General features: G+C 47.2%; 25 protein-coding genes. 7 read left to right on the top strand and 18 right to left on the bottom strand.

What is annotated here, in order from left to right:
* Nucleotides 1-138 precede the first annotated feature (138 nt).
* From larA (OEV79_06895) to OEV79_06870, 6 genes are all read left to right on the top strand, one after another.
* Nucleotides 139-1,386, top strand: a complete 1,248-nt coding sequence (larA, locus tag OEV79_06895; protein ID MDH4211161.1) for a nickel-dependent lactate racemase — start codon at nt 139-141, stop codon at nt 1,384-1,386.
* Nucleotides 1,387-1,579: 193 nt separating this feature from the next.
* Entirely contained in the window at nt 1,580-2,503 is a 924-nt protein-coding gene (gene mdh / locus OEV79_06890; protein MDH4211160.1) for a malate dehydrogenase, read from the top strand.
* 15 nt (nt 2,504-2,518) lie between these two features.
* Entirely contained in the window at nt 2,519-3,454 is a 936-nt protein-coding gene (gene mdh / locus OEV79_06885; protein ID MDH4211159.1) for a malate dehydrogenase, read from the top strand.
* 41 nt (nt 3,455-3,495) lie between these two features.
* Nucleotides 3,496-4,872: a nickel-dependent lactate racemase gene (gene larA, locus OEV79_06880; protein ID MDH4211158.1), complete on the top strand. Its 1,377-nt coding sequence runs from the start codon at nt 3,496-3,498 to the stop codon at nt 4,870-4,872.
* Nucleotides 4,873-5,038: 166 nt separating this feature from the next.
* Nucleotides 5,039-5,476: a glycine cleavage system protein GcvH gene (gene gcvH / locus OEV79_06875; GenBank protein ID MDH4211157.1), complete on the top strand. Its 438-nt coding sequence runs from the start codon at nt 5,039-5,041 to the stop codon at nt 5,474-5,476.
* 122 nt (nt 5,477-5,598) lie between these two features.
* Nucleotides 5,599-8,097, top strand: coding sequence for an FAD-binding oxidoreductase (locus OEV79_06870; GenBank protein ID MDH4211156.1), 2,499 nt, complete (start codon nt 5,599-5,601; stop codon nt 8,095-8,097).
* Nucleotides 8,098-8,163: 66 nt separating this feature from the next.
* Here OEV79_06870 and OEV79_06865 read toward each other — a convergent pair whose 3' ends face one another.
* From OEV79_06865 to OEV79_06820, 10 genes are all read right to left on the bottom strand, one after another.
* Nucleotides 8,164-10,002 (bottom strand): T9SS type A sorting domain-containing protein, encoded by a 1,839-nt coding sequence (locus tag OEV79_06865; GenBank protein MDH4211155.1) that lies wholly within the window; start codon nt 10,000-10,002, stop codon nt 8,164-8,166.
* 117 nt (nt 10,003-10,119) lie between these two features.
* Nucleotides 10,120-11,652, bottom strand: a complete 1,533-nt coding sequence (gene malQ, locus OEV79_06860; GenBank protein ID MDH4211154.1) for a 4-alpha-glucanotransferase — start codon at nt 11,650-11,652, stop codon at nt 10,120-10,122.
* Entirely contained in the window at nt 11,636-13,558 is a 1,923-nt protein-coding gene (glgB, locus tag OEV79_06855; protein ID MDH4211153.1) for a 1,4-alpha-glucan branching protein GlgB, read from the bottom strand. Before glgB ends, malQ begins: the two co-directional genes overlap by 17 nt.
* Before the next feature lie 5 nt (nt 13,559-13,563).
* Nucleotides 13,564-14,313 carry a DNA alkylation repair protein gene (locus OEV79_06850; GenBank protein MDH4211152.1) on the bottom strand — a complete coding sequence of 250 codons (750 nt, stop codon included), beginning with the start codon at nt 14,311-14,313 and terminating at the stop codon, nt 13,564-13,566.
* A gap of 357 nt (nt 14,314-14,670) precedes the next feature.
* Complete coding sequence (mscL, locus tag OEV79_06845; protein MDH4211151.1) at nt 14,671-15,126, bottom strand: large conductance mechanosensitive channel protein MscL; 456 nt, start codon at nt 15,124-15,126, stop codon at nt 14,671-14,673.
* A 10-nt stretch (nt 15,127-15,136) separates the two neighbouring features.
* Nucleotides 15,137-15,829, bottom strand: a complete 693-nt coding sequence (locus OEV79_06840; GenBank protein ID MDH4211150.1) for an HAD family hydrolase — start codon at nt 15,827-15,829, stop codon at nt 15,137-15,139.
* Between the two features lie 25 nt (nt 15,830-15,854).
* On the bottom strand, nt 15,855-16,925 hold the full coding sequence (locus tag OEV79_06835; GenBank protein MDH4211149.1) for a 4Fe-4S binding protein: 1,071 nt from the start codon (nt 16,923-16,925) through the stop codon (nt 15,855-15,857).
* Between the two features lie 17 nt (nt 16,926-16,942).
* The gene (locus tag OEV79_06830) at nt 16,943-17,395 is read right to left on the bottom strand and encodes a hypothetical protein (GenBank protein ID MDH4211148.1); all 453 of its coding nucleotides are present in this window, start codon (nt 17,393-17,395) and stop codon (nt 16,943-16,945) included.
* Nucleotides 17,396-17,466: 71 nt separating this feature from the next.
* A complete protein-coding gene (locus tag OEV79_06825; protein MDH4211147.1) occupies nt 17,467-18,735 on the bottom strand; it encodes an NAD(P)/FAD-dependent oxidoreductase in 1,269 nt (422 codons plus the stop codon).
* The gene (locus OEV79_06820) at nt 18,732-19,328 is read right to left on the bottom strand and encodes a Maf family protein (GenBank protein MDH4211146.1); all 597 of its coding nucleotides are present in this window, start codon (nt 19,326-19,328) and stop codon (nt 18,732-18,734) included. The genes OEV79_06825 and OEV79_06820 overlap by 4 nt, the downstream gene beginning before the upstream one ends.
* Before the next feature lie 186 nt (nt 19,329-19,514).
* Between OEV79_06820 and OEV79_06815 the strand changes: the two genes are divergently transcribed.
* Entirely contained in the window at nt 19,515-19,703 is a 189-nt protein-coding gene (locus OEV79_06815) for a hypothetical protein (protein ID MDH4211145.1), read from the top strand.
* 30 nt (nt 19,704-19,733) lie between these two features.
* Here the strand turns inward: OEV79_06815 and OEV79_06810 are convergent, their stop codons facing one another.
* The 8 genes from OEV79_06810 to OEV79_06775 form a co-directional block, all read right to left on the bottom strand.
* Nucleotides 19,734-20,228 carry a DUF2721 domain-containing protein gene (locus tag OEV79_06810; GenBank protein MDH4211144.1) on the bottom strand — a complete coding sequence of 165 codons (495 nt, stop codon included), beginning with the start codon at nt 20,226-20,228 and terminating at the stop codon, nt 19,734-19,736.
* 61 nt (nt 20,229-20,289) lie between these two features.
* Complete coding sequence (locus tag OEV79_06805) at nt 20,290-20,760, bottom strand: hypothetical protein (GenBank protein ID MDH4211143.1); 471 nt, start codon at nt 20,758-20,760, stop codon at nt 20,290-20,292.
* Nucleotides 20,757-21,047 (bottom strand): 2TM domain-containing protein, encoded by a 291-nt coding sequence (locus tag OEV79_06800; protein ID MDH4211142.1) that lies wholly within the window; start codon nt 21,045-21,047, stop codon nt 20,757-20,759. The genes OEV79_06805 and OEV79_06800 overlap by 4 nt, the downstream gene beginning before the upstream one ends.
* Entirely contained in the window at nt 21,044-21,991 is a 948-nt protein-coding gene (locus OEV79_06795; GenBank protein ID MDH4211141.1) for a nitroreductase family protein, read from the bottom strand. Before OEV79_06795 ends, OEV79_06800 begins: the two co-directional genes overlap by 4 nt.
* A gap of 22 nt (nt 21,992-22,013) precedes the next feature.
* The gene (locus tag OEV79_06790) at nt 22,014-22,787 is read right to left on the bottom strand and encodes a methyltransferase domain-containing protein (protein ID MDH4211140.1); all 774 of its coding nucleotides are present in this window, start codon (nt 22,785-22,787) and stop codon (nt 22,014-22,016) included.
* Nucleotides 22,788-22,822: 35 nt separating this feature from the next.
* Nucleotides 22,823-23,602, bottom strand: a complete 780-nt coding sequence (locus OEV79_06785) for a DUF3052 domain-containing protein (protein ID MDH4211139.1) — start codon at nt 23,600-23,602, stop codon at nt 22,823-22,825.
* 39 nt (nt 23,603-23,641) lie between these two features.
* Nucleotides 23,642-24,076 (bottom strand): pyridoxamine 5'-phosphate oxidase family protein, encoded by a 435-nt coding sequence (locus OEV79_06780; protein MDH4211138.1) that lies wholly within the window; start codon nt 24,074-24,076, stop codon nt 23,642-23,644.
* Nucleotides 24,077-24,098: 22 nt separating this feature from the next.
* A complete protein-coding gene (locus tag OEV79_06775; protein ID MDH4211137.1) occupies nt 24,099-24,887 on the bottom strand; it encodes a class I SAM-dependent methyltransferase in 789 nt (262 codons plus the stop codon).

The raw sequence follows: 24,887 nt of genomic DNA, 5'->3' as shown, positions 1-24,887 counted from the left end.
GTAAAACGATATTGACTTCCCTTCTATAACAGATATGATTGATTACACAATTATGATATTTTCATCCACGCTCACATCCGGAAATGATTCATTAATGTGGATATTGCTCCTGCTAAACAACGGGTATCGATATACAATATGAAGAGACTTGGATTGCCGTACGGCGACAAAACACTGCAGATCGAAGTTGATGATAAATACATACTCGATGTCATCAGCATGCACGGGTCTCCCTCTGGGAGTGCAGAGAAAACCCTGATAGATGCCATAAAAAATCCACTGGAAGGAAAATCATTACTCGATTTCATTGGCAACGCGGGCAGGGTAAACATAATAGTCAATGATACGGCAAGGCCAACCAGGACGGGTTTGGTACTTTCTGTCATACATGAATTCATCGAGGACCGAGACATCGATTTCTTGGTCGCAACAGGCGCGCACCGTGCACCGAGCAAACAAGAATTGATGAAGATTTTCGGCAAGCAGTATGATGCATACAAAGAAAAGATTACGATTCACGACGCCGGGGATGACAGCCTGCTCGACCACATCGGGAAAACAAGATACGGTAATGATATATGGTTGCATAGAATGATTGCGAGAAATGACAAAACGTTGATCATAGGTTCTGTCGAACCGCATTACTTCGCCGGCTATACCGGGGATAGAAAAGCGCTCTTGCCAGGTGTCGCGGGCTACCGCACAATTGAAAAAAATCACAAACTCGCGCTGGATGCAAATGCGAGACCTCTCAAACTCGATGGAAATCCAGTTCATGAGGAAATGCTCGATCGCACGGCGGCTGTCGGTGCAGAGAGACTATATTCAATCCAGATGATCCTGGATGAACGCCAGAACGTTCACTTGGCATATACCGGACCCATCGTCAGGACATTGGAGATCGCCACCGATGCAATCAGGCAATTATTCGTGGCAAAGATCAGAACAAAAGCAGAAATCGTTGTCACAGTTGCTCAACATCCATTTGACATCGACCTCTACCAAACGCTCAAGGCGATCGAGCACGGCCGTCAGGCCCTTGCCCAGGGAGGCATACTGATCGTTGTCTCGCCATGCCCGCAGGGTCTGGGGCCCAAAAGCTTCGCACGGTTATTCGAAACGGTAGACAGCATCGATGCGGCGGCTCATCAGGCGAAATCGAACTACCGACTCGGCGACCACAACGCATATAATCTAATGACGCTGCGCAACCAGGCCGAGATCTGGGCAGTGACTGACATCGACGAGAGTACTCTACGAACTGCGAGCATATCCAAATTTCAAACGCTGCAGATTGCACTGGATAATGCCATCGGGCTGAAAGGACGAGAGCGAAGCGTTCTGTTTCTGTTGAACGGTAGTATGACTGTCCCGGAGATTGTCTAAATTCCACCAATATTGACTTTTATTGGCGAATCGATATAATATACCCGACTAACAAAGTACCTTGCGGGTTCAGACAGAAATCGTCGGAATCTGAGGCATATTAACTATAATGAATAAGAAACGCTACTTAGATGAAACAATTTAGGAGAATCCACCCGATGCGTGGGCTTACAATAAAGAGGAGGCATAGTCTATGAAAAAGGTAAGCATTATCGGTGCTGGCAATGTCGGCGCAAACACCGCTTTCTACATAGGAGAGAAGAATTTCGCTGATGTCATGCTGGTCGATATTGTGGAAGGCAGGGCAAAAGGCAAAGCACTCGACTTGATGGAAGCGGCACCGGTTAGATATTACGATGCGAAGATCGATGGCTCTGACAACATTGAAGAGATCGCGGGTTCAAAAGTCGTCGTCATTACTGCTGGGCACGTAAGGAAACCCCAGATGTCCCGTCTTGACCTACTGGAAACAAACGCCAAGGTACTCGATCCAATCATTCCCCAGATAAAGCAGTATGCACCTGAGGCAATAATCATTAATATCACAGAACCGGTTGATGCCCTTACGTGTTACTTATGGAAGAAGGGCGGATTCGATCCCAAAAAGGTCATCGGTATGACCGGCGTACTGGATACGACAAGACTGCGTGAATTCATCTCCAAGGAACTCCAGGTTTCTACGGCCAACACGACAGCAGTAGTGATCGGTGGTCATCACGATTTCATGGTGATAATCCCCAGATATGCCAGCGTAGAAGGCATCCCGATCACTCAACTATTACCCCAGGAAAGAATTGAAAACCTGATCAAACGTACAAGAAGCGCCGGCAGCGAAATCCTCGCCCGTCTAAAAACCGCAACTGCTCATTATGCACCTGCTGCAGCGATTGCTGAAATATGTGAAGCAATAATCAAGGACGCCAAACGAGTCCTCTGCGTATCGGCCTGTCTACAGGGTGAATATGACGTGAAAGACCTTTGCCTCGGTGTACCCGCAATCATTGGCGCAGGCGGAGTGGAAAAGGTCCTAGAACTCACTTTGACAATCGAAGAACGCCGCCAGTTCGAGGAATCAGTTACAGTCATCAAAAACGCGGTAGATACTCTGGAACTCTAAGAGGAGGATTGAAAAATGAAAAAGGTTAGTATCATCGGTGCCGGGAATGTTGGCAGTTCTGTAGCATTATACTTGGCCGAGCACAAAATCGCAGACGTTTATCTAATCGACGTGGTCGAAGGACTTGCCGAAGGAAAAGCACTCGACGCTGAAGAGGCAGCGCCAATACGACGTTATGATGTCGAACTGCGTGGTTGTACAGATTTCTCGTGCATGGTTGATTCGGAAATAGTCGTTATCACTGCAGGAATCGCCCGGCAACCGGGCATGTCTCGCGATGACCTGCTCAACACGAACGCAAAAATCATCAAATCGGTTTCCGAAAAAGCTGCCGAATTCGCTCCCAATTCTATAATCATAATGGTAACCAACCCGCTTGATGTGATGACCTATTTGGCGTTAAAAACAACGGGTTTTGCACTCAAGAAGGTCATTGGCATGGCTGGCGTCCTTGACTCGATAAGATTCCGCTATTTTGTGTCACAGAAGCTTGGTGTTTCGGTCATCGATACGACCGCAATGGTACTCGGCGGGCATGGTGATTCGATGGTGCCTCTGCCTAGATACTCAACGGTCGCCGGCATACCCATTACCGAACTGATGTCCAAAGATGATATCGATAAGTTGATCGAAAGAACCCGCAAGGGCGGTGCAGAGATCGTATCATATCTCAAAACGGGAAGTGCTTACTATGCGCCTGCGGCTTCGGTCGCAAAAATGGTAGAATGTATCATCCGTGACAAGAGACGCATCCTTCCTTGTTCAGCCTATTTGAGGGGTGAGTATGGTATCGACGGGATTTTCGTCGGCGTACCCGTTATGCTGGGCAAACACGGCGTAGAAAAAATCATCGAACTCGAACTAATCCCCGAGGAGTTAGACGCTCTCCATACATCCGCATCGGCGGTAAAAGCGGTAATCGAGAAACTGGAGGCATCCGGCGTCATATAGAGTGCAGTATTTTTTTGCCGGGCTGCAATAGCACTATGAAGTTGAAAATCGGGGTTCCGTACGGACGAGAGAACATATATGTGCACGTCGACGAACGTAATGTTGGCGAAATCATCTATCCAAACGATGTGGAAACCACGGACGAAGAGAAAACGTTGGTACGAGCACTGCAAAATCCAATTCAATCGAGCACATTCGAGAAGTTCATTGGCGATGCAAAAGACATCCTTTTTCTCATAAACGACGCAACCCGGCCAACACCCACAGCGAAAGTTCTTAAAATCCTCTACCCCCTGATAAAGAACAGAGATGTGCGTTTTCTCATTGCAACCGGCATGCACCGGGCGCCTACCGAGGATGAATACCAGGAGATATTTGGCGAGCTGCGCGTTGAATTGCATGATAAAATATTCGCTCACGATTCCAAGAAAGATGAGGACATGGTTTATCTTGGAACATCGAAGAACGGAACAGAGATGTACGTCAACAAAATGGCTGTAGAAGCGCATAAGATCGTCATCATCGGTTCGGTAGAACCTCATTATTTTGCTGGCTATACCGGAGGCAGAAAATCCTTCCTCCCTGGCGTTGCTTCATATAAAACAATTGAGCAAAATCACAAGTTGGCATTGAAGTCAAGCGCCAGGGCACTAAGCCTTGAAGGTAACCCAGTCCACGAGGATATGGAGGATGCCATAACAACCATCAAAGACAAAGAAATCTTCGCTATCATGACCGTTCTCGATCGCTATGAGAGGATCTACGCAGCGACCGCAGGCGACATAACCGAATCATTGAAAGCCGCAATCGATAAGGCTCATCGCGTCTTCTCCGTCGAAATCAAAGACAAAGCAGACATAGTGGTCGCTGTTGCACCATACCCTATGGACATCGACCTTTACCAGTCGCAAAAAGCATTGGATAACGGTAAGCTTGCCCTCAACGACAACGGTATCCTCATTCTCGTGTCGAAATGCCGTATGGGTGTTGGTAGCGATACCTTCGTTAAACTCCTGAGCAGTTGTCATACGCCACAAGATACTCTGGACAAGATAGACAAAGAATTCAAACTCGGGTACCACAAGGCAGCCAAGATGGCCGAAATTGCACGCTGGGCACAGATGTGGGCAGTTACCAGCCTTGAAGATGACCTGATGAACAGCATCTTCATAAAACCTTTTCGCAGCCTGCAGCAAGCAATTGACGATGCGGTAGCGCAAAAGGGTGAAGAAAGAATCCTTTTTCTGATGAATGCAAGCCTGAGCGTACCTAAACGCAGGAAGCTGCTTGTGTATCGACCCAGAAAATTCATACACGCAAGCAGGTGGGGTGCAGACGTGCCCCTATCGCAATTTCCCAAGTCAAAAGACGGTAGTAAGAAACCCAACCCCCTCGCCTATATTTGCGCTGAGATATGATCTTCAGCCAAGTATATTGACGTCGCCGGAAATCTCAGTATAATACAAACATTAAACGTAGGGTTCTAAACTCTAAAAACCAAATGGTCTTCTTCGAGAAATTCAATGATAATAGCATTACGGTCGGCTCCTGGTTTTGCACAACCAAGGGTCAAAAAAGGAGGATATGATGGAAATCCAGGGATACAACGTACCCGAGGATTTGTATTATCATAATGAGAATACGTGGGTGAAAGTCGAGGACGACGGGAACGTGCGGGTAGGTATGGATGATTTCTATCAGAAACAAGCAGGCGATACAACATACGTCGACCTGCCATTTGAGGGTGATTCAGTGAGTCAAGGTGAGACATGCGGCAAGATTCAATCTTCAAAGTGGGTCGGCAAATTCGTATCACCGATATCCGGAGAAATAGTCGAAGTGAATAGCGAACTGGAGAACGACTGTCGCCTGATCAATAAAGATCCATACGGAGCCGGATGGATAGTGAGAATCAAACCATCAAATCTAGATGAGGAATTAAAACAACTGGCTAATGGCGCGGATTCACTCACAAAATTCATTCAGGACCATGTCGATAAAGTAAGCCGGGGTGGTGAGTAATAAAAATCTAGTCAGCCTTTAGATATATTTTCTCGAAATTTCCGCAGTAGAGCATAGAAAGACAAAATATTTTCTCCTGCAGAAGGGATTTAGATAAGCAAACCTTATATTAAGGGGGCTAAATGTCAGTGAAAAAAGAAATCATAAAGCAGTTGCAGGATATCGTTGGCAATGAACATTGCCGTACAAACAATGCTGAGCTATATGTCTACGCGTTCGATGGTGGTATCCACCGTAAAAAACCGGACGTAGTCGTTCAGCCACAGAATGCAAAGCAGGTACAGGATGTCATCATGCTGGCAAACAAGCACAAAATACCGATTGTGCCTCGCGGCGGTGGTTCGGGTCTGTGCGGCATGGCCGTACCGATTGACGGTGGGATTGTCGTCGATATGCAGCGCATGAACAAAATACGCGACATCAGAATAAACGACCTATACTGTGTAGTAGAGCCTGGAGTTGTGTGTGACGACTTCAATGCAGCCATATCAAAGAACAAGTTCTTTATACCAGGCCCGGCATCGAGCGAAGTTGCCACCCTAGGCGGCATGATCGCGCTGAATGCCTCGGGCGGTCAAGCGGTGAAATACGGCGCAACACGTGATTACGTGATGGGGCTTGAAGTAGTTACCCCAACTGGTGAAATCGTACGAATTGGTGCAAATACTATCAAACATTCAAGTGGTTATCAATTGGAGAGGCTGATCGTCGGATCTGAAGGTACGCTGGGTATTATCACGGAAGCCAATATCCGTATTGCGCCCAAGCCGGCCAAGGTCGCCGCCTGCGTTGCAGCATTTGATGATCTCGAAAAAGCCGGCCAATGTGTTGCAAACATCATTGCCAGGCCACTCATTCCCGCTGAACTGGAGATAATGTCTGAGCCCTGCATCAAAGCTGTAAACAAAGCCACTAACATGGGATTGCCCGAAGTTGCCGGTATGTTGCTGATCAAGTTGGACGGCGAGCCCGAGGTGATTAAGAGGGACATAGAAACCGTGGCGGATATCTGCAAGCAGACAGGTGCGGTTACGGTTGATTTCACCGAAGATGAAAAGAGAATAGCAGACCTCTGGAAAGCACGCAAACAAATGTTACCCTCACTCAGTCTGTTGAAGGAGGAATACACAACGACAATGCTCGCGGATGATATGGCCGTACCAGTATCGCAAATACCAAAAGCGGTCGCCGGTATCTGGGAGATCTCAAACAAATACGATCTGATCATACCGCCATACGGACACGTTGGCGACGGCAACATGCACACCAAAGTACTGATGAATGCAGCGAATCCGGAACACTGGAAACAGGCAAAAAGCGCGGTCAAGGAAATCTATGAATTGATCCACGCGCTCGGCGGGACGACATCCGGTGAACACGGCATCGGCATAACAAAGGCACAGGATTTCATCCGTGAACGAAAAACCGCCATCCCGATGATGAAGGCCATCAAAGAGGCACTCGATCCCAATAACATAATGAACCCTCACAAGATCTGGCAGTGGGAAGACGATTTCCTGCATGAACTCCGCTATCCAACAAACCCGGAAAGAAAACTCGAAGGGCATCTCGCGGCACTGGAGCAGGAAATGATGACATGCACGATGTGTGGTTATTGCAAGAACGTCTGCCCCACTTTTGTCGATCTCATGTGGGACCCGCCTTCGAGCCGGGGACGCATAGTGCTGTCATACGGAATGCTCGAAAAAGAACTCGAAGTTGACGATTCAGTTGCCAGTGCTCTGTACCAGTGCACGTTGTGCCGTGACTGTAACCGCCGCTGTCCGTCCAAGGTGAAGGTGCCCGACATCGTTCGTGCTGCGCGCGCCGACCTCGTTGAAGCGGGTTTCGCCTATGATAGCCACAAGGCGTTTATCGAAAATATCAAGAAAACAGGGAACATCTTCGCCGATACTGAAGTAATGGCTCCGCTACGCGACGGCGAAACGCCTGTCTTTGTAGGCTGCCAGTTCCTCGCACGTCCGAATCAAACGAAAATGTACCTGAAGCTCTTCGAAAAAATTGGTATCAAACCAAAAGTAATAAAAGAAGTATGCTGTGGCTATCCCATGGAAGCGCTGGGTTTTGTCAAGGATTTTGAAGCGCATCAGAAAAAATTCAAGGAACTTTTTCCATTTGACAACGCGATAACCCTCTGCCCCACATGCACGGTATACCTGAATGAGGCCTACAAAATCAAAGCAAAACATGCCATGCAGGTCATCGCAGAGAAATTGCCAGGAGCACAGTTAAAGAAACTGAGCGGCAAGGTTACATACCATGACCCGTGCGACCTATCACGCGGTGCCAAGGTCATCAAAGAACCAAGAGAAATCATCAAGCAGATCGGTCTCGAACTCGTCGAAATGAAGTTCAAAGAGAACACATCGAGATGCTGCGGCGGCGGCGGCGGGATTCTCGTTTCCGACAATCCGCTATCTTCCCGAATCGCAGCGAACCGGATCGAGGAAGCTCTCAAAACCAAAGTCGATACGATAGTTACGGCATGCGCCACGTGTGAGCAAGTACTGAAAACCGCAGCGACCGCGGCGGCCGACAAGGGCGAAGGTAAGATCAACGTGATGGGACTACAGCAGATGATCTGGAAAGCACTGGCGTAGTAATACACAAATAATAAAGGGGCAGCCATGCTGCCCCTTTTTTGTTATCAAGAAATAGTAAGGTAGTTACCTCGTGAAAATCACCTTTCTCATTGCACTGAACTCACCGGCATCAAGGATGCAAATATAAACACCAGGACTGACCCGCCGTCCTTCGACATCCGTGCCATCCCAGTGCACGGTGTATGATCCGGGCATGCGCACGCCGTTCACCAGCGTTCTTATCAACCTGCCAGAAATATCAAAGATACGCAGACCAACATTGCTCTCTTCGGGTAACGCGTAATTGATAGAAGTCGTGTGTGTGAACGGGTTCGGTCGGCTCTGGGCAAATTCAAATCGGTCGGGAACGTATGCTTCTTTGTTCTCTTCGATGCCGGTCACGACGATGTAGTTCTGGCAGAATTCCGAAGTGTTGAAATTCATATCGGTCGTGGTCGCGGTGATCGTATCTCCAACAGCGAGCCCGGTGACAACAGCAGACCAATTCCCCCCTGCCACAGGATTCGTAAGATTGATGAAAATCTGCCCCTCACCGTATCCCGATGGATCGGGATTAGCCTTGAATATCTCAATTGTAGCCTGAGTAGGATCGGTATCTATGTCTAACGTACCCGTGATCGCTGTTTGACCGTTACTGTATACGGCGCTCGTTATGACCGGGAAATTGAGATCTTCGTTGGCACCAAAATCAGGGTCACCTCCATCATTAGGTGTGACCCCGTCATCATCAAGATCTATCCCCAGTAAATTGTTGTTGTAGATCGAATTCTGGTTGATAGCATTACGGTCGGCATTTATCGTGTTCGAATCGCTTTCCCATACAAGCACACCATTACGCCCATTATGCGCGATGGTATTCATAGCGATGATATTGTCGGTCGCAAAACCACCCTGATACCATGTACCGTATACACCGATGCTCACCCCGTCGCGCGTGTTCGGCAAGGGTGCCTGGGCAATGTTCAACCCTATTGTGTTATTGGCTACTGTGTTGGCATAGGTGTAGATCGGCGGCACGGCTTCTGCATAACCGATTATGCAGACGCCTTCAAAATCATTTCCTGAGATGAGATTGTTATCCACAATATTGTCATGGGCACCCTCACCAATATATACACCGTCGTGATCATTCCCCAGATCGACTGCGCCCGCAATATCAGTACCTATGTAGTTGAAGAGCACCGCGTTGAAACCGACATCACCCGGAGGGCAGCTTGCAATACCAATGCCCTCGGCATAATTACCGGATGCCAGGTTACCCTGCACTATGTTATTGATAGCCACTCCAAGGGTCCCTGGCGTGCATATTATATATATGCCTGCCCACAATCCCTGAAGGTTCCATCCATTGCCGATATCAAGCGTGCCGGTCTGGTCAGTGCCAACAAAGTTGCAGTATATAATGTTATTCTGCGCCACATCAGGCCTTGCCTGAACCCTTATCCCGTCCTGCTGGAAATTCTGCACCACGAGCCCCTGAACAGTGTTATTGGACGACCATATGTGAATACCATGAGCCGCACCGGCATTAGCGCCGTCGAGCACGATCAATAGATTGGCCGTCGTGGGCGGGTTCGCTCCTGCCCAAGTTCCAGGCTGCGAAAGTCCATCAATGAGCACTCCTGCCTGGTCGGTGAGCACGGGTAACTGCATTATGGGTGCTATGACATAAGGACCTGTTCCACCTATATTGAACACGATAGTGTCCGGTCCTGGGTTCATGTTGGCGCCGTTCATACTCCACCTCAGGCTGCCGGGGTTGTTATCGTCCGGAATGGTCCTGTTGACGACAAAAGTTGCAGCGTTTAGAGAATATGGAATGAATAATGAAAGTATCAATGCGCAATAAAATAAAGTGTAGACCTGTCTTCCACTGCAAAACAGCATATTTTGATTCTTCATACCGCCTCCCTTACCTTGAATTTAGGAAAGTATAGAAGAATATCTCAAAATGTCAAGTCAAAAATGAATTTGACCGTGATGATTTCGGCTTGGCATCGATAGTCTGCTCTCGGTGTATCACGTACGTCCATACAATGCGTTTATTGTGCGTAGCCTTCTGGCCAGAGAAGATGTTAGATACCGCGGCGATAACCGCCAGCGCCAATTGCCTTTGATGCTTGCGGGACGGTTCATGCGGGAACTGCTGTCCAAACCCAATATATCCTGTATTGGAATAATTGCTGTGTTTGCCGTCGACATCATGGCAAGACGAAGGAATTCTGTATGCACTTGCCGGGCAGTAACTTTTCTGCCGAGATAAGCGAATAGTCTTTGTTTTTCACGTTCTGAAGCCTCGTTTTCGAACCAACCCCTTACTGTGTTGTTATCGTGGGTGCCAGTATAGACGACGCAGTTTTTAACATGGTTATGCAATAAGTAGGGGTTCTCCGCAGCACCATCCCCAAACGCAAACAGTAAAACCTTCATGCCTGGCAACCTGAATTGTTGAATAACCTCCCGTACGTCAGGCGTGATTGTACCAAGATCCTCCGCTATCAGAGGCAGATTCGAGAATGAATGATATAGTGTTTTCAAGAAATCTTGGGCAGGCGCCTTTACCCATTTTCCGTTCTTCGCGGTTTTGGCACGGGAAGATACTTGCCAGTAGGCAACAAAACCCCTGAAATGATCCAGCCTGATACAATCGAAAAGACGGAAACTGTGTGCCAAGCGTAGTACCCACCATCGATATCCATCCCTCCGGATGGCATGCCAATCGTATACAGGATTTCCCCATAACTGGCCCGTATTACTAAAATAATCAGGCGGCACCCCTGACACGAAAAGCGGTCTCATGTCTTTGCCCAGCTTGAATATATGGGGATGTGACCAGACTTCAACGCTGTCAAAATCAACATATATGGGCATATCGCCTATGATCTGGATTTTTCTATCAGCACAATAGGATTTCAAATCCTGCCATTGCTCATCGAAAACGAACTGCAAAAATTTTTCACGCTCGAGCTCCTTTTGGAACTTCTGTTCGAGAAAGCTCAGCGCTTTTTGCCCCCTCTTTTTCAAGGGATCCGGCCAGTCTGCCCAGCTTCTGCCGGCAATGCGATCTTTCAAAACAACAAAGAGTGCAAAATCAGCCAACCAGTAACCGTTGCGTCTGCAAAATCGCAAATACCTCTTACGTTTCTCTTTTGCTTGACTAAAACGCTCATATGCCTTGTCAAAAAGGTGATCCTTGAAACGAATCGCACGGGCATAATCAACTTTGCTTTTCGGAAAGACGGGCGTATTCCTCAAGTCGCGCTTCGTTAAGTATCCGGCACGAACCATCATCTCCGGGCTGATCAGATATTTATTGCCAGCAAATGCCGACATGCAGTTGTAGGGTGAATATTCACGTCTGTAATTCACCGGAGTCAGAGGCAAGATCTGCCAACTACGCATTCCCGAACTGCAAAGGAAATCAGCGAAATTGTGAGCCCCAGGACCCAAGTCTCCAATCCCGAAACCCGAAGGCAGGCAGGTAATATGCAGCAATACACCGCTACTCCTATGACTAAAAAGACCTCGTTGGCTATTATCTTTTCGGCTCATCGGGATTCTTTGTCTTTTTGAAAAAAACTACTGACAGCGGCGGCAAGGTCACCACCATTGAATATTTTCTGCCGCGGCATGGTTCACGCTGAGCCTCTACCCCGCCGAGATTGCCCAATCCGCTGCCGCCGTAGTCCTCTGCATCGCTATTCAACAACTCTCGCCAGAATCCCAAACCGGAGACACCGATTCGGTAGTCGTATCTGGGGATCGGCGTGAAATTGCCGGCGACCACAATGTTGTCTGTCTTGTGCTTCGCCTTGCGGAGGAATATTAGAACGCTCTCCTGCCAGTTGCCGCAGTCTATCCACTCGAACCCGGACTCTTCAAAATCCCTTGCGTGCAGCGCTGGTTCCTCCCGGTATATGCGGTTGAGCTCGCGAACCCAATTCTGAATGCCTCTGTGAGGCGTCTGTTCGAGAAGGTTCCAATCAAGGACCTTCTCATGGTCCCACTCGCGCCACTGGGCAAATTCACTCCCCATAAACAACAGTTTTTTTCCTGGATGTGCGTACATGTACCCAAGTAGAAGACGTAGATTGGCAAACTTCTGCCAATCATCACCAGGCATCTTGGAAAGCAATGAACCCTTTCCATGGGTCATTTCATCATGCGAGAGAGATAGAACGAAATTTTCATAAAAAGCATACCAAATACTGAAAGTCAACTGCTCATGATGATATTTTCGATGAATCGGGTCTCTGCCAAAGTATTCCAGCGTATCATGCATCCAGCCCATATTCCATTTCATACCGAAACCCAGGCCGCCGACATATACAGGACGAGATACCATTGGCCACGCAGTAGATTCTTCGGCAACAGTCTGTACATCCGGATAGTCCCTGTAAACACTCTCATTGAGTTTTCGCAGGAAATCTATCGCTTCAAGATTTTCCCTACCTCCATAACGATTCGGAATCCAATCGCCGTCTTTGCGTGAATAATCGAGATATAACATTGATGCCACTGCATCGACGCGAAGCCCGTCTACATGATACTTGTCAAGCCAAAAAAGAGCACTGCTCACGAGAAAATTCCTAACCTCATTGCGCCCGTAATTGAAAATACAGCTATCCCAATCGGGATGCAAACCTTTTCTCGGATCGGCATGCTCGTACAAATGAGTACCATCAAAATACGCAAGTCCATATTCGTCATTAGGAAAATGCGATGGTACCCAGTCCAGTATTACACCGACACCGTTTTTATGCAGATATTCGATCATGAACATAAAATCCTGAGGCGAACCATATCTGCTCGATGGCGCGAAGTATCCTAATACCTGATAACCCCAGGAGCCGTAGAAAGGATGCTCCATTACCGGCAGTAATTCGACATGCGTAAAGCCCATTTCTTTCACGTATACTACTAGTTTCCGGGCAAGTTCCCGGTAGTTCATGAACTGACCGCCGTCGTTCTCGCGTAACCATGAACCAAGATGCACCTCGTAAATTGATATTGGTCTATCCAACGAGTTGTGTTCATGCCTTTTACTCATCCATTCATCATCGCGCCACTCGTATTCCAGATCCCATACGATGCTTGCTGTTCTTGGCGGTTGTTCCCAGTATGAAGCAAAGGGATCTCCTTTGTTAACTTCATAATTGTAGCGCTTCGATACAATATGATATTTGTATAACGTTCCATGAAGAACATCGGGTACAAAACCCTCCCAGATACCAGAACCATCCCACCTCACGCCAAGAGGAGTCGCCCCTGGTTTCCAGGCATTGAAGTCTCCAATCACAGAAACCGCATCAGCACTCGGAGCCCATACTGCGAAATATGTACCTTCTTTCTTCCCTTTCTTAACTAGATGAGCACCCAGTTTCTCATATATTCTAAAATGGTTTCCTTCCTTGAAAAGGTAAATATCGTGATCGGTGATCGGGCTTTTGTTCTGCATATCGATTATCCGGTTGCCATCACCTCGCGCCTCTGCTCAGAGGTGAACCTTTCTATAGCATATCTCAATGCCCTTCTGGACATTTCGTCTTTGTGTCGGGTCACGTAACTCAGCACTTGTGAAGGAAAGACTATGCTAGCATCCTTCAACATCCAACCGCAGCCATTCTGAACCAAGTAATCTTCATCTAGCATGAGGGCGTCGGCTATCTTGAACGCAAAATCCAAATGCGCGCCTTTACGCAGGGAATATATCGTAATCACCGAGGCAGCCCGCCTCAGCCATCTGTTTTTTGCATTCGTCCAGGCAAAAACGCTGGGCAGGAACTTGGGATATCTATAGATGAATACCCCGAACGCGTGTCGGCAGAAATCATCACAGGAACCCCAGTTGGAAACATATTTTTTAAGCCATGATTCAAAGATTTGAAAATCCTCGGGAATATATTGTTTATGTAAACCGTACGCCCATGCAAAAGCAATAGTTTTTACCTCGCTGTATTTGGAGTTTAATAACTCCTCGCATAACAAGAATACTGTTTTCTTATTTTCTTTCTTGATCTTGCGAAAGAAATCCGCTGCAATCTTACGCACGATATTCGACCTGACCCCATACAAGACAATACCCTCCTTGAAATACACCTCTGCACCCTTACGGTAACGGTGCTCGGCGTGTTTTTTCAAATCGCGCACTATTGCTTCGCGCGTGCTTTTCGCTTCCAATCTATCGCGAACCTTGTGTTTTCCGCTCTTCACCGCTTACATTATACGGATAAATTGCGCTAACTCAATGGGTTTCTCTGTGACTGCTTTTTTTTACAGCTTCGATGATGAGTAACTCGCCACCCTTCTCGTAATCAGAGAAATCATACCGGCCATATTCACGCACCACTTGAAAACCAGCCTCACGCAAGGTTTCTGGTCAAAGATATCGTAAAGGCTGGCAGATTTTTCGTGACTACTCAAGTATGTCACGAATAGCAAGGAAATACAACAAACGGACTATAGCGGTAGCCCTCCTGAAAAGTCAGATCACCCTTGGCTACAGGCAAAAACAGGTAATACAGAACCTCAAACGGTGCCAGGGCTTAGAACAACCCGGTAGTAGATCGATCAGGTTTCTTTCAATTGAGACGTGCAGAACGGACACCTGGTTGCCTTGATCGGAATCGTGGACTGACAGAATGGGCATGCTTTTGTCATTGGTTCGGCGGCAGGTTCTTCCTTTTGTCTTTTCATTTTGTTGATGCCGCGGATCACGAGAAAAACAGCAAAAGCTACGATGATAAAGCTGACGAGCGTATTAATGAAAGCGCCGTAGTTTATCGAAACAGCGCCCGCGGCCTGTGCTTCAGCGAGCGAAGCATAAGGACCGGCAGCCGCACCCTGTTTGAGCACTACAAAGAGATTGGAAAAATCGACATTGCCCAGAAGCAAACCTATCGGCGGCATGATGACATCTGACACCAGTGATTTCACGATGGTGCCAAATGCCGCACCGATAATAATACCCACTGCCATGTCGACTACATTGCCGCGCATGGCAAATTCCTTGAATTCCTTTAACACAAAACCTCCTTCAATTGTTCAATGATAAGACTTCTGCCAATCCGTCAATTTCAAAATCAGCATATTCACGCGCTTTGGCTATACGCTCTGGCCAGAAATGCTTGATCACATGAATCGTCATGACCGTCGTCATGCCGACCTCTTTTGCTCCTTTTAGTTCATCACTGCCTCCATCGCCGATATACAATGCTTCTTCTGGCAGAACACCGAGTTCTTCAAGACATTTCATATAGATTTCTTTTTCGGGTTTTATGTAACCGACCTTACAAGAGAAGATAACGCTATCGAAATAGTTGCGTAATGGCGAGTCATGCCATCCGAGGATTTCATTTACGTCGGCGTTGCTTATCAGACCGAGTAATTTGTCCTTCTTCTTAAGTGCAACGAGTGTAGTAAGAGTATTCTCCTCGATATGGACCAAGGCTTGTTTGAAGCGCGTTATACGGTTTGTGACTGCCCCTTTGATCGTTTCGTTCTTGATTCCGGGGTCTATCGCATGGGCCATTTTCTCGATTATTCCGAATGGATCGGTCATCTTTCCACGCAAACGTTCCTCGGAGTGGACGAGCAACTGCCTATTCCAATCTTCTCGCGAGACGCCGAGAAGCTCGCTAGTGCCCTTACCCGGTAATCGCATGATATCGGCTGACGTCAAGGTATGAAATAGATCGAAGATGATGGCGCGGTAATCATCCAGATTCATATACTACTGCCGCGTCGTGTCAGCTTCACATTTTTTCGTGCAAACCGCGGTTTTCCACACGCTTTTTTTCCCAGGCGTTAAAATCGTCAGGAGGGTCTATTAGTTCTTTATCGGGCTTACGCACGAGCATGGCTGCTTGGACCGGACAACCAGTCACACAAAGACCACAGCCTATACATTTATCCAATTGCACAACCACCGCGTCGTCCTTTTCGACGATCGCCTTCACCTGGCACCGCTCAACACAGATACCACATGAATTACATGCATCCGCGTCTATCACAGCATAGTAGTTTGCACGCGCAACGGATTGTTCAATGCCCCAATCAGTAATTCCTCTCAGAATAGCACAACAACAGCCGCAGCAATTGCATACGTAATACACGTCCTTGATCACATTACTAACGGTGTGAACAAGCCCAATTTCTTCGGATTCATCCAGCAAAGCAATGGCTTCTTCTTTCGTAATATCATTCGGATGCTTTGGACGTTCGACAGGCGAAAATGTGATACAATTCTTTACGGGAAAATCACACTTGCGGCCATTTAGCGCATCCTGCTGCACCCGGCAGATACAATCGCGCACCCGGAAATTTTTAGAATTTTCCAACATCAACTTAATGTCATCGTACGGGAGGATCCATTCAGACTTGACCGCATCCTGGGCTGGAACAACTCTATGCAAGGCGGGCTGCGGTTTCATTATGCCTGCAGCACCGCCACTATCCATATATTCCTCGAACAAATGCGCGAATTCATGGTCCATATTTTCCAATTGCGACTCGTAGATACCGACCACGAACGGCGCGAGGCGAAAGACGAGCTTCGCGTCTTTTCTTGACATCCACACGAGTCCTCGCTTTGACATGTCAACGAGACGCGTTTTCAGGTCATCCTCTGCCGAACCGAACCTTTCGGCAAGCTCGGCGATCGGTTCATAGGTCGCAGTGAGCTGGCTTGCGAGAAGGGCTTCTTCCTCGGAAAAGATCTTCTTCAGAATGAGGATCTCTACTCTTGAAGGTGTCCTGGGAAAGCCGTTGGGCAGGCTATCGAGGGCATCGGTGAGCCTTTCAAAGACACTTTCGTCTTTTTTCATAATAGTCTCAGTCCGACTTAGTCGATTTCATGGTATATCAGCATACCATAATGTGCGGCACTAAAATCCTCTTCCCATTTATATACAGTTAACTCAACCATATACTTATTGGTTTCATAGGGTTCAACTGTGACGACCGGGTGATTGTCCGACTCATCATCAGATATAACTTCGACCCACTCGCCCTCAACATCCATATAGACCGTAATATCCAGGTCTTTGATACGCCAGTCTCCGAAGGCTGCTATACCGTATATCCATCCCTCATGCAGTGTTCTGCTGAATGTCGCTCCACTGTTGGTAATTATGTCCGCCTGAACATGAACGATCTCTTGATTTAGACTATCCTCAAGAAAATAGACATATTCAGTCATATCATCCATAATACCCTTCATCGTGGTGTACACATCTGCATGCATTAGTGAAGGAACACCGAATAAAACAAGAGACAAAAATAATAGCTTACGCATTTTACCTCCTTTCGTGGATTATAATAATAATGACATCATGGTCAATAGTTGTACTTCCCATATTGTTACATCTATTTGCTGTTATTACTCTCTGCTGCTCTGCACATGCTACACGCACTCTCGCCGGCAAGGTATCCTGTCGAAAAAGCTGCTTGCAGGTTGTACCCACCGGTATCCCCTGCGATGTCGATCACCTCACCGCAGAAGAATAGACCACGTATTAATTTAGACTCCATCGTATAAGGGTCAATCTCATCCAGTGCAACTCCGCCATCAGTAATAATTGCCTCGGCAATGGGACGCGGCCCCCTCACGGTAAATCTGAAATCAATGAGATGCTGAAGCAATCTCTCGCGTTCCTCACGAGTTATTTCACAGGCATGTTTCTCGGCTGGTATGCGCGCCCGATTGAGGAACACATCGATCGCCGCAATGGGCAGTAAATGCTTGAGAACATTCCTGCATTTCATCTTGCCATACTGATCAAACTCGCGCAGAAGCCGCTGTTCTAATTGCCCTGCTGTAAGCGCCGGTTTGAAATTAACGGATAAGATAACCTTGTGTCTATAAAGCTCTTGCACTATCACCCGGCTCATCGTCAATATTATCGGGCCTGAAATGCCGAAATGTGTAAACAACATCTCACCAAAAAGACAAGCAAACCTCTTACCGCTCGCATAAGCACTAACCTCAACGTTCTTAAGACTCAAACCCTGCATCTCGCGTACAAAGTCTTCTTCAATTTCAAGGGGCACAAGGTTTGGTTCGGGCTTTCGCACCCGATGCCCCAAGTCCATGGCAAACCTGTATCCGGCACCCGTCGAGCCAGTAAGCGGATAGGAAAGTCCGCCCGTAGCCAATACTACAGCAAAGCAAGGTATCTCAACACCGTTTCCCTGCACGCCGGTCACACGGTTGTCCTTTGCGACTATCGCATCGACTTCGAATCCTGTTCTGATATCTACTCCATTCGTCTGCACAAATGCAGACAAGCATTCTACTATGTCTTCTGCGTTATTAGAACTCGGGAAGACCCGCTGTCCTCTTTCGACCACGGTTCCGACCCCCCTCGTCTCAAAAAAATTGATCACATCGTGGTTAAAAAATCGCGCGAAGCAATTGCGCAGGAATTTCCCGTTCTTGCCATAGTGTTCAATGAACGATTCAACATCCCCCATGTTTGTAAGGTTGCAGCGTCCTTTGCCGGTTATCGCCAGTTTTGAGCCGAGGCGCTGCATTTTTTCGACAAGTATCAGTTCACAGCCAGTCTCGGCTGCCCTGCCGGCAGCCATCATGCCGGAAGGACCACCGCCTATAACGATCACACGCGGTTCGTTCACGAGATTACACCTTCCAGGACTTTTTTTAACTCTTCGATCGGCAGCCCGACGATGTTGGAATAACTCCCTTCGTATTTCGCCACCAAAACTCTTCCTTTTCCCTGTATCGCGTAAGCACCAGCTTTATCCATTGGTTCACCGGTGGCCGCGTATTCCTCTATCGTCTTTTCATCAACTTTCCGCATCCATACTTTACTTCGCACAACAAAAGTGATAAAACGCGCGCAAGAAGGAATGAATACGGCAACGCCGGTGATGACTTCATGACAGTTCCCACTCAGTTCCCTGAGTATGTGCATTGCGTCAATTGCATCCTTCGGCTGTCCAATAATATGCTTTCCGTACCATATTACGGTGTCGGCACCGATCACGGCGGCAATATCCTCCTGGACACCTTCATATTTTCGCCACACCGCTGCCGCTTTTTTCCGGGCTACTCTTTCGCAGAAAGTCTCCGCGTTCTCACCCGGTTCGTATCTCTCCTCGATATTACTCTCAATAACCACGATCCTGTCTTCAGGCACAATACTACCAAGAAGATGTAGCCTACGGGGCGATTTCGAAGCAAGAAGCAATTTCTTCTTATTATTCATATTCGATGGATACATTATTATACATAATTGAAGGAAGTTTACCAGACTCGAGGTCGACGTATAGAGAAATCCAGCCACTCTTCACCCGCTGCTGAATAATCTTTCAATACTACAACGAGTGTCGACAAACAAAAAGTGTTGACATTTTGTGAAAAGGGAATAGAATTCTACTAAAGGAGATACTTCTTGATAAGGATTCTGCTTTGGTTAATACTTTTTGTTCTCTGCTGGCCGTTGGCAATAATGGTTCTGCTACTATACCCTGTTATCTGGCTTATCCTGCTGCCATTCAGGTTGTTCGGCATAGCAGTGAACGGTGTACTATCGGTCTTCAGGGCAATAATCATGCTGCCTGCGAGGATACTCGGCGGCTAAAAAACCAGACCCAACAATTAAAGAAACAGGTTATTTATGAAGTAGACGGCTGACAATTGTCCTCGATACCTCAATCTCCTCTTTTATCGTGTTGTGGGAAATGCGGATTTCCCAATAGGCAAAACCTACCCCAGCAAAAACAAAAAACATTCCCACCATAAACGCAATGAGCGTCAGTGTAACCAGATGCAGCCCCGATACGTATGATAAACCGATGAACGCGGACGTAACTACAAAGAACAGAATGGCCAGAAGTGTTGCACCGCTCGATCGTTTCAGTAGCTGCGCCCTGGACACCAGCATTTCGGTCTGATGTTCAATGCTTTGGAGACGTTCGGTATCAATATCGGCCAGCGTTGTTTTTTTGGCAATACTCGTCTTCTCCTGGTTCAGGAGACGGATCCTATCTATGACCCTGCCCAGTTTGGGAGTCAAGGCAAGGAGCAACAGGCCTGAGCATGATATCATTACCGCGGGCGATAACATCGCCTGTATCACAGAAAAAACTCTCGAGTCAATATTCATGAGACCTCCGGAAATGAACAGACTGCAATAAGATATATCACGACGGATTCTAAAGAAATCATCATTTTCCTAACTTTGCACCGACCTCCTCGGCCCATACACGAACCTTCTCTGGATCACAGGTATCTGACTGGACCTTACCGAGCATCTTCATGCGTCCGCCAAAGGCCGCAGCCGCTACCGGCTTTACCTTCGGGTATTTCGCCAGGACATCTTTCAGATACTTACCAACTGCCTCATCATGGGTTTTGGGATCACCTGCCGAGCATGCCGAAACGAACACAACGACATTCTTGCCTCCGAAATCACCATTGAGGAGCTTCTTCGCCCGTCCGTACCACCTGCCCACGCGAATGCCACTGCCGATGAAAATATTCTTATACTGGGTCAGATCAGGTTTTGGATTGTCCTTCAGATTCACGACATCCACCTCAAACCCGTATTTCCCACGCAACACGCCAGCGATGATCTCCGCCGATTCACCAGTCACACCACTTTTCGTCTCGTACGCAATTATGGCATTCTCGTTCACTTCTTCTCCTTTTCCATCAGCTCTTGTATTTTCCTTTCTTCCCAATCCTTACCAAGCATCTTTTGTGTGCCGAAAACACTCAACCCGTGAATAGCCAAGCCGATACCCCAACCAATGAGCGGCCAGTAGAACCACAGGTGACTCGGTGATGTCAAGATATTCAGAAGAAACAAACCCGCATTTACTGCCAGGTACACAAATAGATGAGAGTAGAAGGATTTCAATTCTTCTACACGTTTCTTAGCTCGCTCGTAACTTTCCTGGTCGTTCGCCTTCTTTTCCTTCATTTTTCCTCCTTGATTTTATATCGGTTCGGATACCTTTTCGGCTTGAATCTCTCAAACCAATCGAATCCGAATTCCTTCATTGTTTTTATGAAATCCTCGTTGCCATCGGGCATGATATCTGCTGCATAATGAAGGCCAAAATAACGCTGGGCTACGTTGATGAAACCATTCTGCTTTATGCGATACAGACACTTATCTGCAAAAGATTTGCCGTGGACCTTTTGACAGACTTCACGCATTCTCTTAAGCCGTTCATCCGTAGTCTCTATCTTTGCATGATGATACTTCTCACCGTATGCATTCTTCAATGCCCCATTGCTCATCTCATGATATTTTTCATCGTGGACAATTACTTCCCTTCCCAATTTTCTTCTTACCAATGGTTTGGATTTCGGATATCCAAGGCATAATAAAACAACAGGTAATACACCCTTTGGAAGTTCAAACATCTCGCGCACCTCACGCATCAAGTCCATTATCGTACCGATATATACTGAACCCAGACCAAATGAGTCAGCAGCAGTACAGATGTTCTGTGCGCATATGATCGTATCCTGGAATGAGATCCAGAAGTGCCGGAAACTACTGGTAGCTGTAAAGGGCGCCTTCTCAATCTCTGCCCATCTCTGGAGTCGGCGCCAGTCAATACAGAAAATCAAACTCACCGGTGCCTTTGCGATGAAATTCTGATAGCACATCTTTGCGAGTTTTTCCCTTTTTTCCTTCGTCTCGATCTTTATGATCGAATACGGCTGTAGATTGCCGCCGGTTGCAGCGTGTGTACCTGTTTCCAGGATCATATCCAATACGCTCTTCGGTATTTTCTTATTGGCAAAGTTACGGCAGCTCGCCCTTTGCACAAGCAATTTCATGGTCGCATTGGGAAAACGCCCTTTCTTTTTCTCCTTGTATCCGTGATGCGATGGTATTTTGTCCTTATTCATCCAAAATCCTCCTCATTTGAACCTATCTCTTTCGAAAAACCGCGTTAATCGTGCTATCCGGTCTTGCCGGTGTCAAATCCTTCAGGCTATCATAGGCGTCAACGAATTCAAAACCTGCCTTGTCGGCCATTTCGACCAGTTCAGAGAGCGAGTATATCCTCAATTTGAGCTTCAATTCGTCAACGTATATCAAATCATTCCCGGTTTTTTCATAGAATACCCAGGTCTCTATGTTTTCGGAACGGTAGCGGTCAAATCTATTGTCCTTGTGCAATACTACATACTTGTCGGTTTCATTGAACATATGAGTACAATAGTGCTGCAGCAAATACTCTTGCGACATCGTATTGAAAACCAAGAACAAAGCCCCCTTCTTCATACGCCGTGCGACCGTTCTAAACAGCCCTTCGTCCGCTTTTTTATCATAATAGCCGATCGATGTCCACACACTGAAGACTGCATCAAATTTGCCGCGCACTAAACGAGGGAGTTTTCTCATATCGCCGCAGATAAATTCGATTTTCACCCGGCTTCTGACGGCCCTTTTCTTCGCATCAGCAATATAAAGAGAACTGATGTCTATGCCGGTGATGCTGTAACCTTTTTTCGCCATTGGAATACATATCCGGCCATTGCCGCAAGCGATATCAAGCAGACGCCCTCTGGCGATACCATGTTTTCTTAAGATCTTTGCTATCGCTCGTACGGTAAGTTTATTACGCTGCCAGCCTCTGTCGAGAAAATGCAGCCACAACTCAGGTTTTCTGACAAAGAATTTTTCTGTCCAATGTTTCATTCAACCTCCCTCTTGCAGCATCAAGAAAGGATCTGCTACCTGGTTTTCCGAACCGAGAATTTCAATCCTGCCCACGTTCTGTCAATCGCACAAACCTTGTAGTCAACGAGACCAGCATTGAGCCCCGCTTCACGCACCAATCTCTGCGACAGATCAGAAGGAATATGCGAACTCTTCTTTGGCCAGACGATCCATAATCCAGCATTTCCGACGCGTTTGGAAATATCCCCCACACGCTTCTGCAAAACTTTCCGTGACTTCACGAACCAGATGATCAGGTCATTTTGCTTACTGAACCGCTTCCGTAGTATTACCCCGGCCGGCATCGAAAGTAATAATCTATCAAAATCATGGGGCGCGTCAATAAGAGTAACGATTGTGTTCGGCTTGATACCCAGTTTTTTAACCAGCGGAATACCCGAATATCCGGCAAGCAGCGAATCAGGCGCCACCGGTGCAACCGGTGGATGCAAGATGGCATGTTTCAAATCACGCCTGACCGTCCTCCATTCTGTGTACACCGCGTCGGGTATGTGTTCCTTGACCTTTGCAACCTTTTCTGGCGTGCCGCCTGCAAAAATAATGGGCACAAGGCGCGTCGCCCTATAATGGCGTACATAAATGCCGACGTCCCGACCTCCAGACGGCGCGTGTGTCAGGTCGATAATCACAGCGGCCGGGGGATTTTCCTTTAATCTTCGTAGAGCAGCAGGACTTACATCGGAATGCTCAATAAGATAGCCTGCCTTATTCAGTTCAGGGATTATCTGTTCGACCTCTTCTCGATGCCTGTGGAACAAACATACCTTCTTCATTTTCATCTGCTTGCGATCACTACGCCTTGAGCATAATACTCATACTACAGAGAAATGCTCAGTTTTCAAGCTGCCTGGTTTGAGATACTCAATGTCGCGGGTATGTATCCGGAGCAGAGCATATCCGGGATCATCTGTGTCCTTCCAGAACTGTTTGAAAAATGGTGTATTATCAGCGAGCAGTTTCCGGGTATCGGTATCCTTAACGATCTCTGCTGTGCCCTTACAACGCACGTATCCACTATTCTCGCCTGCACTCACCAATAGACAGAACTCAATGTTATCGTTTTCCTCTATTTGTTTTATCTTGTTATCACCGGAACCAGTAGTTACCCACATTTTCTTGTCATAATGGATAAGCGTGACCGGTCTCACCCTGGGCATATCACCCTCCACCGTTGCCAGGTAAATGACCTGCATATCCTTGAAATATGCCCACACTTCCTTCTTTATTTCTTCAATACTATTACCCATAACACTCCTCCTTTTGCATCTTTCAAATCTTCCGTTCACCAACCACGATATTATGTATTGCACCCCTTGGCAACGGTTTTGGCGGTACGTCGAGATGCCGGCTGGAATACGAAGCCGAGTATTCAAGCCCGGCGTTGGAAAACATCGCACGCATCTCGGGTAGCGTGTAGCAGCGTATTCGTTCATTTGCGTTATATCCTGACTCCTCTTTGGGTACGATCACCGTACCATCTTTTCGAATGATGACACTCGTGCCGCAATGAGTGCATGTTTCTGCGTCGAACCAGGTTTCCTCGAGCTCCCAATGATCATCAAGTTCTATCCATGTTCTCTTGTGATCCACTTGCTGGCTCGCCGATATGAACATGATGAAGACCTTACCGCCCTTCTTCAGCGCTTTATTTATCGAACACAGTAATTTCTGGTCCTCAACATCGCCAAAAAACCCAAATGAACCGCTCAGGATGACACAGGCATCGAATTCAGCATCGTATTCAATATCACGCATGTCGCCGACAATGAAATCGCCTTTCAGTTTATCCTTCGAGAATTGCTGCTGTGCAAATTCGATAAGCGACGGCGCGATATCGACACCTACCACTTCATAACCTTTCTGGGCAAAAACCTTTGCCTGATCACCACCACCACATGCCAGGTCCAGAATACGTGCCGGTGGTTTCAGCTGACAAACATGCTCGATGAATTTGACGATTTTTTCATCCCATTCAAAGATACCCGGAATACGATGGCGGTCTTCAACGCGCCAGTAATATGCCCAGAATTCATTCCATGATTTTTCTATTACTTCCAA

It is taken from the genome of candidate division WOR-3 bacterium (genome assembly GCA_029858255.1).
In the GTDB taxonomy this organism is placed as follows: Bacteria; Hydrothermota; Tepidihabitantia; order SM23-42; family SM23-42; genus SM23-42.
The sequence above is the reverse complement of the archived record's forward strand: the minus strand, read 5'-3'. Positions and strand labels throughout refer to the sequence as shown.

Bases quoted from the DNA above. Each gene is read 5' to 3' on its own strand.
- OEV79_06865 (MDH4211155.1), bottom strand. From the start codon at position 10,002: ATGAAGAATCAAAATATGCTGTTTTGCAGTGGAAGACAGGTCTACACT.
- larA (MDH4211161.1), top strand. From the start codon at position 139: ATGAAGAGACTTGGATTGCCGTACGGCGACAAAACACTGCAGATCGAA.
- OEV79_06785 (MDH4211139.1), bottom strand. From the start codon at position 23,602: ATGAAGAAGGTATGTTTGTTCCACAGGCATCGAGAAGAGGTCGAACAG.
- gcvH (MDH4211157.1), top strand. From the start codon at position 5,039: ATGATGGAAATCCAGGGATACAACGTACCCGAGGATTTGTATTATCAT.
- OEV79_06820 (MDH4211146.1), bottom strand. From the start codon at position 19,328: ATGAATAATAAGAAGAAATTGCTTCTTGCTTCGAAATCGCCCCGTAGG.
- malQ (MDH4211154.1), bottom strand. From the start codon at position 11,652: ATGAGCCGAAAAGATAATAGCCAACGAGGTCTTTTTAGTCATAGGAGT.
- mdh (MDH4211159.1), top strand. From the start codon at position 2,519: ATGAAAAAGGTTAGTATCATCGGTGCCGGGAATGTTGGCAGTTCTGTA.
- OEV79_06800 (MDH4211142.1), bottom strand. From the start codon at position 21,047: ATGAAGGAAAAGAAGGCGAACGACCAGGAAAGTTACGAGCGAGCTAAG.
- OEV79_06835 (MDH4211149.1), bottom strand. From the start codon at position 16,925: ATGAAAAAAGACGAAAGTGTCTTTGAAAGGCTCACCGATGCCCTCGAT.
- OEV79_06790 (MDH4211140.1), bottom strand. From the start codon at position 22,787: ATGAAACATTGGACAGAAAAATTCTTTGTCAGAAAACCTGAGTTGTGG.
- mdh (MDH4211160.1), top strand. From the start codon at position 1,580: ATGAAAAAGGTAAGCATTATCGGTGCTGGCAATGTCGGCGCAAACACC.
- OEV79_06830 (MDH4211148.1), bottom strand. From the start codon at position 17,395: ATGCGTAAGCTATTATTTTTGTCTCTTGTTTTATTCGGTGTTCCTTCA.
- OEV79_06780 (MDH4211138.1), bottom strand. From the start codon at position 24,076: ATGGGTAATAGTATTGAAGAAATAAAGAAGGAAGTGTGGGCATATTTC.
- OEV79_06810 (MDH4211144.1), bottom strand. From the start codon at position 20,228: ATGAATATTGACTCGAGAGTTTTTTCTGTGATACAGGCGATGTTATCG.
- OEV79_06795 (MDH4211141.1), bottom strand. From the start codon at position 21,991: ATGAATAAGGACAAAATACCATCGCATCACGGATACAAGGAGAAAAAG.
- OEV79_06840 (MDH4211150.1), bottom strand. From the start codon at position 15,829: ATGAATCTGGATGATTACCGCGCCATCATCTTCGATCTATTTCATACC.
- glgB (MDH4211153.1), bottom strand. From the start codon at position 13,558: ATGCAGAACAAAAGCCCGATCACCGATCACGATATTTACCTTTTCAAG.
- OEV79_06870 (MDH4211156.1), top strand. From the start codon at position 5,599: ATGTCAGTGAAAAAAGAAATCATAAAGCAGTTGCAGGATATCGTTGGC.